Source organism: Cupriavidus sp. 01L415 (genome assembly GCF_056400065.1).
This window is the reverse complement of sequence record NZ_JBFTSP010000059.1, coordinates 1-9,733: the sequence shown is the minus strand read 5'-3', so window position 1 is coordinate 9,733 and position 9,733 is coordinate 1. Positions and strand designations below refer to the sequence as shown.

Here is a 9,733-nt window from a genome sequence, read left to right as displayed (position 1 = left end):
CTGCCGCCCACAGCGACGGATGCTCGCTGCGTTGCTCTTGAACCAGGCGTACGGCTCTCTCTCGGACCTCGGGGGAAAACTTGGTTTGCTTGCTCATGGGCTCCATTCTCTCAAGAATTGGAGCCTCCACTAAACCCGGGGCGGTTCAGTCCGGCCGCGATGGTGCTGCCGAAGCCGTTCAGACCGAGATTGGAGTTGTCCCTGTTGCGCGCATAGCCGATGGTCAGGAAGGCGTCGGTGCGTTTGGACAGCGCATAGCTGGCTGAACCCACCAGGCTCCACGGGTCTTGGCCAGAGCGCTTGTCGTTAAAGTAGTAGCCGGCCGCGGTGAGGGTCAGGGCCGGTGTGGCTTGCAGGCGGTAGCCCAGCCAATAAACATCGTTCCTGCGGTCTGGCGCGGTCGCTGCCAGACCGATATTGCCGCTGAACCAGCGATATCCGGCGAACAGGGTGGAGCTGCCAAAGCTGAAGTTGCCGGCCGCTGCAAGGCGGCGATCGCGTTGTCCAGAGTTTTGGCCCGCGAGGCCGCGCGTGCCTTGCTGCTGATCGTAGATGACGGTCAGGCCGAAGGGGCCGCCCGCGTATTCCAGCCCGCCGCTGAAGGCGCGGTCGCTTTTGACGTCGCCCGCGGTTTCACTGGCAAACGAAGTGACGCCGCCGCTGGTGACGGTGGTACCCCTGGCAAAGCTGTACAGCGCGACGGCGGTCACGGGCCCGAGCTTCCCCGTGTACTTGGCAGTGTTGTCGTAGCGGCCGATAAAGTTGGAATCCATCATCAGAGCGGAGTAGTGCGCAGCCAGCACCATCGGCTCATAGTTGATCAGTAGGTCATACAGTACATTCTGCTGCCGCCCGAGGGTGACGCGGCCCCACTGGTTCTCCAGCCCGACAAAGGCCTGGCGCCCGAAGAGCCGGCCGCCCTGGCTGGAGGTGCCGGAGTCGAGGTCGAATCCGCTCTCCAGGACGTAGACTGCCTTGGCGCCGCCGCCGAGATCCTCGACGCCGCGCAAGCCCCAGCGCGAGCCGGACACATTGCCGGAGGTCATCCGGAACAGTTTGTTGCCTTGCGCATTGGCGTTGCTGAGATACTCGAGGCCGATGTCGGCTACGCCGTACAGCGTAACCGACGATTGCGCGGCGGCAATCTGGGCCGATGTCGCCAGCAACATGCCGAGGCACAGTGTTCTTCTCATTGAATCCTCCATTTTCTTATTGCACGCAGGTTGGGAAAACGCAGAGCCGCGTAGTGAGCGCGGCGCGAGTGGGCGCACTGAGGCAGCCGGTGCGGCGCATGTCCGCATCGGCTCCCAGGTCCGTCTACGACTTGTGGATTGGCGTTTCTGTGCTGCCGGAACGGGCAGCGGGCAAGCTCTACTCGAGAGAAATCGCGTACTTCGCTGCGAGTTGCTTCCAGAACGGGATTTCGGTTGCGATCGTCGCGGCAAAAGCTCCCGGATCTGAGCCCACTGCGTCGTATCCCTGGGCCTCGAGGATCTGGCGCACCTCAGGCTTCTTCATTGCAGCCAACGTGAGCGCGACCAGTCTCTTCAGAACTGGCTCAGGCAGGCCGTTCGGGGCAATGAGTCCGAACCACACGCGCATATCCAGGCTGGTTACGCCTTGTTCCGACGTTGATGGCACCGCCGGGATGTACCTGCTGCGGTCATGACCGGTGACCGCTAGCACTCCGATACGGGGATCGCGGCTATACGGAAGTGCATTGGCTACCGTGCTGATAAAGATTGGCACCTGGCCGCCCAACGCATCGACCAACGCCGGCGCACAGCCCTTGTAGGGAACATGGACGAAGCGTACATTCCACGCCGCGGCAAGCATGGCGCCGGCGAAATGCTGCGGTGTGCCGTTCCCACACGATGAATATGCGAGCGGCTGGCCAGACGCCTTCGCTTTGGCGCGGAGGGCCGACAACGCCGATATGCCAAGCGTGTTCGATACACCGATGACGAGCGGGGACGAGGCAATCAGCGAGACCGGCTGGAAATCTCGCTGCGGATCGAAGGCTAACCGCTTGTACAGCGCACCATTCATCGTGAGATTGCTGGTGGTGAGGCCAATGGTGTAGCCGTCCGCTTGCGATTTCGCGATGGCATCCAGGCCGATGTTCCCGGACGCGCCGGCGCGGTTTTCTACGACAAAAGGCTGCCCTGTATCCATCGCAAAGGATTTTGCGAGTACGCGAGCGATACTGTCCGTGCCACCGCCGGCGGGAAAGGGCACAACAATGCGGACCGGCTTGGTCGGATAGTTTTCTGCCGCGAAGGCGGGATGGGCAATTACGGTCGACCAGAGCATTGCCACGAGTGTGGCTGCCGCGACCCTAGCCAATGGCCCCTTTCGTGGGGCAAGGCATGACTTGTCGTGGGGCCGACGAGTAACGCGATCGATAGGCGTCGTGCAGTCCATGCTGTCTCCTGAGTGAGCCTGCTACCAAGCCACTATGTTGTTTGTGGCTGCAATTGTGGGTAACCTCATCCATATCTTCAAATAGTTATTACGTCGTGATCACATAGCAAACTAGCTATGGATAGAGGAGGCGCATGCGTGGATTCGACCCATATCTCACATTTCAGAAACTTGAAGTCTTCTGCACCGTAGCGGAGCTCAGCAGTGTGACTCGTGCTGCCGACAGGCTGTGCATCGCGCAACCCGTTGTTACGGCACACCTGCGCAGCATGGAGGCACGGCTGGGGTATGCCCTGGTGACGCGTGCCGGCAGGAACATCGCACTGACCGAAGCAGGGGAGCGTGTCTATCGTTGGGCGACCGAAGTCATCACGCGGACGCGCGAGATCGAGCGGGAGCTCGCAGGGCTTGAGGGCGGGGGTGCCGGAAGCGCGGTCGTGGCGACGTCGATGTCGATTGGCTCTTATGCACTACCGCCATTGATCGCGGATTTCTACCGGCAGCACCCCAATGGACTGGTGACCGTTCAGATTTCAAATCCACAAGCGGCCGTGGACGCGACGCGCATAGGGGGATGCGATTTTGCGGTAATCCTGCTGACGGCAAAGCAAGATCTGGATGGGCTGACGGTGATTCCGCTGTGGGAGGAGGACCTTCTGTTGGTATGCGCACCGGGCAGCCGCTGGGTCAAACAACCCTCAAAGGAAGTTGACCTTCATCAGGTGCCCTTTATCAGCACGCCACGGAATCTGGCTAGGCGTGAGCTGGAGGACACACACCTGCGTAAGCATGGTCTCGAGAACCGCAGGGTTGTGCTGGAGCTCGGGCATCCTGAAGCAATGAAGCACGCGGTCCGGCAGGACATCGGGCTGAGTTTCATGCTTTCCTCCTCGATCCGCGCCGATGTGGCACGCGGAGACCTGGTTGTCCTTGATCGCCCCGATTTGCCAATGAAGATTCCATCCTACGTGGTGTATCGGGAAGATAAGCGCTTCTCCGCTTTTCAGGCAGCGCTCTTGCAGTTTATCCGCGACGCTGCACCGCAAAACAACGCCCTGCAGGCGCACCTCAAATCATAGTCATCGGAGTATGGGTAAAGGCCTAAATAGCTAATAGACCTATCATCAAGCCAAGTCTAAGCTGTAACGACGTTCCGGGCAGTAGTGCGGCGTCGCATGCTCCGGGACGCGAATCGAACCACACTCGCCAACCTGAGACTAGGCCTTCCATGTGCAACTCCCATACCAATCCCAGCGGCAGCGTCGACTACGCTGAAGATCTCGATCGTCCTTCTGGCTCCGCAAGCGACACGTTGATTGAAGACCTGGTGTGCGCCAATCACATCTTGTTCGATCAAGGCATTGTCGATGCCTTTGGCCACGTCAGCGTCCGGCACGACAAGGATCCAGATCGGTTCCTGCTGGCGAGGAACATGGCACCCGCCACTGTTACGCGAGACGACATTGTCGAGTTCAAGCTGGACGGGTCTCCAGTCAACGCGGGGGGGCGCGCCATCTACCTGGAGCGATTCATCCATGGCGAGATCTACAGGATCCGACCCGACGTGCACGCCATCGTGCACAGCCACTCGCCTACCGTACTTCCCTTCAGCGTTGTCAAGAACACCCCCTTCAGGCCCGTATGCCATATGAGCGGTTTCCTGGGCGCTGGAACACCGATCTTCGAGATTCGCGAAACTGCCGGCGACGCGACCGACTTGCTGATCCGCGATGGCAAGCTCGGCGCCGCGCTTGCGCAGAAGCTCGGTGAAGCGTCGTTTGTTCTAATGCGGGGTCATGGTTCCACCGTCGTCGGTCCCACGCTCAAGCACGCAGTCTACCGAGCGGTCTATGCCGAAGTGAATGCGCAGCTACAGGTCGGCGCCATGCAGCTTGGCGAAGTAACGTATCTCAGCCAAGACGAAGCCGCCACGGCCTGCCAGAACATCGAAACACAAATCGAACGCCCGTGGGCGCTTTGGAAGAAGCGCGTGCAGCGCACCGGCGCCGTGGACGGACGCTGACATAGGCGCGCGCCGGTGCCGGTCATTTGCTGCCAACACCGGCGCGTCTATTGCTGATGCCCACATCGCCCTCGAACCCTGTGAGCAAAGGAATTTCGAGAGGAACTCATAAAGGGCAAGCACGAATCACGACAATAGGAAACACCAGCTGACGGCGCTACTGACGATAACAAATGCCGGAATGCGGTGACCGTGGAAGAGCGATTGCTACGTCATTACTGCGCGCGCTCTAACGCGACAGGGGCCAGCAATTTGACAGAGCCCCACCTGCGGTAAATACAGGAGACAAGACATGAAATTCAATCCCGGCACAGGGATGCTTGCCCTTTGCCTTTCAACCGTGATCATTGGCGTACCTGCCTCGGCTCAGACCTACCCAACCAAGCCGATCCACATCGTGGTGCCGCTGCCGCCTGGCGGATCCAATGACGTGCTGGCCCGCATCCTGGCGCAGAAAATGTCCGAGTCTTTCGGCCAGCCCGTCATCGTCGAGAACAAGCCGGGTGCCGCGGGAAATATCGCCACCGATTTCATCGCCAAGGCCGAAGGAGATGGCTACAGCATCGCCGTTGCACCCAATCAGACCGTGGCAGTTAACCCGGTCCTGTATCCCAAGCTGCCGTTTGACGTGAGCCGGGACCTGACGGGCATCACCCTGCTGGGTCGTGTGCCCATGGTGTTGGTGGTGTCACCAAGCAAGGTGGCGGCAACGTCTGTCGCCGAATTGGTCGCGCTGGCCAAAGCCAACCCCGACAAGCTTTCTTATGCGTCCGCCGGCTCGGGCAGCCCGCAGCACATGGCGGCGGAAGTCTTCAAGTCCATGACAGGAACCCGCATCACCCAGATTCCGTACAAAGGATCGGCACCCGCGCTGGTGGATTTGTTGGGTGGCAACGTGGACATGATGTTCTGCCCGATCAATTCCGCCTTGCCGCACATCCGAAGCGGCAAGCTGCGTGCGCTTGGCACCAGTGGCGCGAAGCGCGTCGAGCTGCTGCCGAAGGTGCCTACGATTGCTGAGACCCTTCCCAATTTCGAAAGTGATATCTGGATCGGCATGGTTGCCCCAGCCAAGACGCCACCGGCCATCATCAACAAGCTCAATGCAGAGTTGCGCCGCTCGCTCGCGCTGCCTGATGTGCAGGGCAAGCTGGCCGAGCAGGGCATCTACGCGGAAACCAGCACGCCCCTCGAATTCACCCGGCTGATCACCAGCGACCAGAAGCGCTGGGCAGAGGTGATCAGGACCGCGAACATCAAGCCCGAATAATTTTCTCCTTTTCATTTTTCACCTGGGAGTTTCCATGACCATTCTCTCCGGCTCCGCCGTGCGCCGCGATATTCCCAAGCCTTCCGAATCGGAAGAAACCGTCTGGGCCAGTGACGCGATTGCCGACATGCTGCGCGCGATGAACATTCCCTACGTGCTGCTCAATCCAGGCGCAAGTTTTCGCGGGCTGCATGACAGCATCGTGAACCACCTGGGCAATGAAAAGCCGCAGATGATGGTGGTGCTCCATGAAGAGCATGCGGTGGCCATCGCGCACGGCTACACCAAAGTTACCGGCAAGCCGCTGGTCGCTATCGTGCACAGCAATGTCGGGTTGATGCACGGCTCAATGGCCATCTTCGATGCCTGGGTGGACCGAGTGCCGGTCATTGTGCTGGGTGCCACCGGGCCCGTCGACGCGAACAAGCGCCGGCCGTGGATCGATTGGATTCATACGGCGCAGGACCAGGCCGCGCTGGTGCGCCACTTTATCAAGTGGGATGCGCAGCCGGCTTCGATTCCGTCCGCGCACGAAGCGCTTCTGAGGGCCCGCCAGATTGCCACCACCGCCCCCAAGGGTCCGGTCTACGTCTGTTTTGATGCGGCCCTGCAGGAATCCAGGCTGGCCGAGCAGCCGGCGATTCCCGACCCGGCGCGCTACCTCGCGCCGCCGCCGGCGCGGCCCTCGGATGACATCGTGGCGCAGGCGGCAGCGTTGCTGTCAAAGGCCAGCCGCCCGGTGATCCTGATGGGCCGCGTGTCGCGCGATGTCGAAGGCTGGGAGCAGCGCATCCAGTTGGCCGAGACACTGAACGCCGAAGTGCTGACCGACCTGCGTGTAGGCGCGGCTTTTCCGACCGACCACCCACTGCACGCGGCGCCCAGCGGTGCCTTCCTCACAGCTAATGCACAGGAAGTCTTGCGCGAAGCCGACGTGGTGCTCAGCCTGGATTGGCTGGATCTTTCCGGAACGCTGAAGCAGGCCTGGGGCGACGAGCCCGTCGGCAGCAAAATCATCCAGGTCTCGGTGGACCACTACAACCACAATGGCTGGAGCATGGACCACCAGGGCCTGCCGCCGGTCGATGTCTTCATGTTGTGCGAGCCTGAGCCGGCCGTGACCCTGTTGAACCAGCACGTCAAGCCGCGCAAGACGCCGGCGCCCGCCAAACGGCCGCTTCCCCCGGTCTCAGCGACGCTACCCGTGCCAGGCGCTACCGGCGGCAGCAACATTGCGGTGAGCACGCTGGCGGCCACCTTGAAGCGCGCCGTTGGTGACCAAGAGGTTTGCCTGATGCGCCTGCCGCTGAGTTGGAGCGGAGAGATGTGGGACTTCCGGCACCCATTGGACTTTCTGGGGTACGACGGTGGAGGGGGCATCGGCTCGGGCCCCGGCATGTCGATAGGATCTGCGCTGGCGCTCAAAGGCACCGACCGTCTACCAGTCGCGGTAATCGGCGACGGTGACTACATGATGGGCGTCAACGCGCTCTGGACCGCAGCCAATGCGCGAATCCCAATGCTGATGGTGGTGTGTAACAACCGCTCGTTCTTCAACGACGAGGTGCATCAGGAGCGCGTCGCGCGCCAGCGCAAACGGCCGATCGAAAACCGCTGGATCGGCCAGCGCATCAGCGACCCATCGCCCGACCTCGCGCTGATGGCGCGAGGCCAGGGACTCACAGGCATCGGCCCGGTCGAGGATGCCGCCGAATTGGAAGAAATCCTGCGCGATGCCATCGCGGCAGTGAAAAAGGGCGAGACCGTGGTGGTCGATGTGGTGGTGCAAACCGGCTACAGCCCCGCCATGACAGCGGGTCTGACGCGGTCGAAGGACTGATTGCGCTCCGGCGCCCGACATTTTTACTGTTGAGGACACAGAACCTATGCGCGCACACGAAATCCCTCCCGGCGTCTTGCCGAAACGACGCGAACTGTACTATGGCGGTGCGTGGCACATGCCCAAAGCGGGCGGCTACGCCGAGACCATCAACCCTACCTACAACGAGACCATCACCACCGCGCCGATTGCTGATGAGGCCGATGTGGATGCCGCGGTGCAGGCTGCCCATGCTGCTTTCCCAGCTTGGGCAGCTACGCCTCCCGTTGAGCGGGGACGCTACCTGCGCAAGGCCGCCGCGGTGCTGCGCGAGCATGCCAAGCCGCTGGCGCTGCTGGACTCGCTCAACAATGGCAACCCGGTGTCCGCCCTAGCCATGGATGCAGCCTTTGCTGCCGACTGTCTCGACTACTTCGCAGGCCTGGTCACGGAAATCAAAGGGGAGACCATCCCCATGGGCGACGGCAACCTGAACTACACCATGCAGGAGCCGCTAGGAGTAATCGCTCGTATCGTGGCGTATAACCATCCGCTCATGTTTGCCGCTGCGCGCCTTGCCGCTCCGCTGGCGGCTGGCAATACGGTGGTGGTGAAGTCGCCCGACCAGGCGCCGCTGTCCATCCTGCGCCTGGCCGAACTGGTGGGCGATATCTTTCCGGCCGGCGTGGTCAATTTCTTGTGCGGCGGTCGTGAATGCGGCGACGCCATGGCACGGCACCCGTTGGTGCGCAAGATCACGCTGATTGGCGGAGTGCCCACCGGCCGTGCCGTCATGAAGACCGCTTCTGACAACCTCAAGCCTGTACTACTGGAACTTGGCGGAAAAAACGCGCTGATCGCCTTCCCCGATGCCGATCTCGACAAACTCGTGAACGGTATCCTGGGAGGTATGAACTTCACTTGGTCGGGCCAGAGCTGTGGCTCCACCAGCCGCGTCTTTCTGCATGAATCCATCCATGACCAGGTACTGGAGAAAGTCGTCCAGTTGCTGCCGGAGCGCCACAAGCCAGGCATCCCAACAGACCCCGCGACCACGATGGGCTCACTCGTCAGCCGCGCGCAACTGGAAAAAGTACAGGGCTATGTGGCTAAGGGTCTGGAAGACGGCGGACGACTGGTGTGCGGTGGCAAGCAGCCGGACGCCCCTGCACTGAAGGACGGCTTCTTCTACGAAGCCACCGTGTTCGCTGACATGAAGCCGCACATGCGTTTGGCTCAGGAAGAAGTGTTCGGCCCCATCATGTCGGTTTTCAAGTGGAGCGACGAAGACGTATTGTTCGAGCAGGTCAATGGCGTGGAATTCGGCCTGACAGGCTCGATCTGGACGCAAAGCCTGAACACGGCGCACCGGGCCGCCAAACGCATGCACACCGGCTATGTGTGGATCAACAACTCCAGCCAGCACTTCATGGGAGCGCCTTTCGGCGGCGTGAAGCAGTCGGGCATAGGGCGTGAGGAGTGCTTTGCCGAGCTTCTGGAGTTTACGTACACCAAGAACGTGAACCTGAAGCTGGCTTGAGGCGCTGGCCGGACTAGGCCCCGGGCGGACCCGGGGCCGTTCGGCTTCAATGGGGTACGTTTAAGGAGTCGGAAATACTCCACCACAAGCGCCTTGCTGTTGAGCACAAAAGCCCAGGCGCGGTTTCCAGTTGACCGACCACTGGTTCGCCCGTCATTGGTAAGGGAAATCGCGGGGCGGAGGTTGTCCACCCGTCGATCTCCTTCAGCAGTCTGGGAATCTTGACGCTGCCGAGTGCCGCGTCAATGTTCGTCTGTGCCTGCAGCGGATCCCCCGATTCCCACCCAGATCAGTTTCAAGCGAGTTCCACCTGTTCAACCACCGGCAGCCGGGAGCAAGAATCCTTCCCATTGAAAATCCAACGAAATCCATGGGAGGTAGGTGTAGTTGATTGCCTGATTTTGAAGGCATGCACGGTCACGTACGAGCACTCTCAGTACGTGCTAAGCCGGTTTCCCACAAGGCTCCTGCATTTGACATAACACAGATTATGCGGACATTGCTTGTCGGCCATTATTAGTAATGTCACCTTTGCGATGATTAGAGATGTCACCTGAGGCTGTCTCCCCGTAGGCTCCGAGTTTCGCCGGGCGCTACGGGAGGCAGCGATGCACGGACAGGGATTGGTGACCATGAGCATGCGCGAAGTTGACCGCA

General features: G+C 60.9%; 7 protein-coding genes. 5 read left to right on the top strand and 2 right to left on the bottom strand.

The window, feature by feature from the left end:
- Positions 1-110 precede the first annotated feature (110 nt).
- Positions 111-1,193 (bottom strand): porin, encoded by a 1,083-nt coding sequence (locus AC1DOX_RS30600; protein WP_477114090.1) that lies wholly within the window; start codon positions 1,191-1,193, stop codon positions 111-113.
- 178 nt (positions 1,194-1,371) lie between these two features.
- On the bottom strand, positions 1,372-2,313 hold the full coding sequence (locus tag AC1DOX_RS30595) for a tripartite tricarboxylate transporter substrate binding protein (RefSeq protein WP_441618290.1): 942 nt from the start codon (positions 2,311-2,313) through the stop codon (positions 1,372-1,374).
- 245 nt (positions 2,314-2,558) lie between these two features.
- Between AC1DOX_RS30595 and AC1DOX_RS30590 the strand changes: the two genes are divergently transcribed.
- From AC1DOX_RS30590 to AC1DOX_RS30570, 5 genes are all read left to right on the top strand, one after another.
- Positions 2,559-3,503, top strand: a complete 945-nt coding sequence (locus AC1DOX_RS30590) for a LysR family transcriptional regulator (RefSeq protein ID WP_441618061.1) — start codon at positions 2,559-2,561, stop codon at positions 3,501-3,503.
- A 149-nt stretch (positions 3,504-3,652) separates the two neighbouring features.
- Positions 3,653-4,447, top strand: coding sequence for a class II aldolase/adducin family protein (locus AC1DOX_RS30585; protein WP_477101434.1), 795 nt, complete (start codon positions 3,653-3,655; stop codon positions 4,445-4,447).
- A 292-nt stretch (positions 4,448-4,739) separates the two neighbouring features.
- Entirely contained in the window at positions 4,740-5,717 is a 978-nt protein-coding gene (locus AC1DOX_RS30580) for a Bug family tripartite tricarboxylate transporter substrate binding protein (protein WP_441618057.1), read from the top strand.
- A 34-nt stretch (positions 5,718-5,751) separates the two neighbouring features.
- Positions 5,752-7,557 (top strand): thiamine pyrophosphate-binding protein, encoded by a 1,806-nt coding sequence (locus AC1DOX_RS30575; protein WP_441618055.1) that lies wholly within the window; start codon positions 5,752-5,754, stop codon positions 7,555-7,557.
- 46 nt (positions 7,558-7,603) lie between these two features.
- Positions 7,604-9,076, top strand: a complete 1,473-nt coding sequence (locus tag AC1DOX_RS30570) for an aldehyde dehydrogenase family protein (protein ID WP_441618053.1) — start codon at positions 7,604-7,606, stop codon at positions 9,074-9,076.
- The last annotated feature ends 657 nt before the right edge of the window (positions 9,077-9,733 follow it).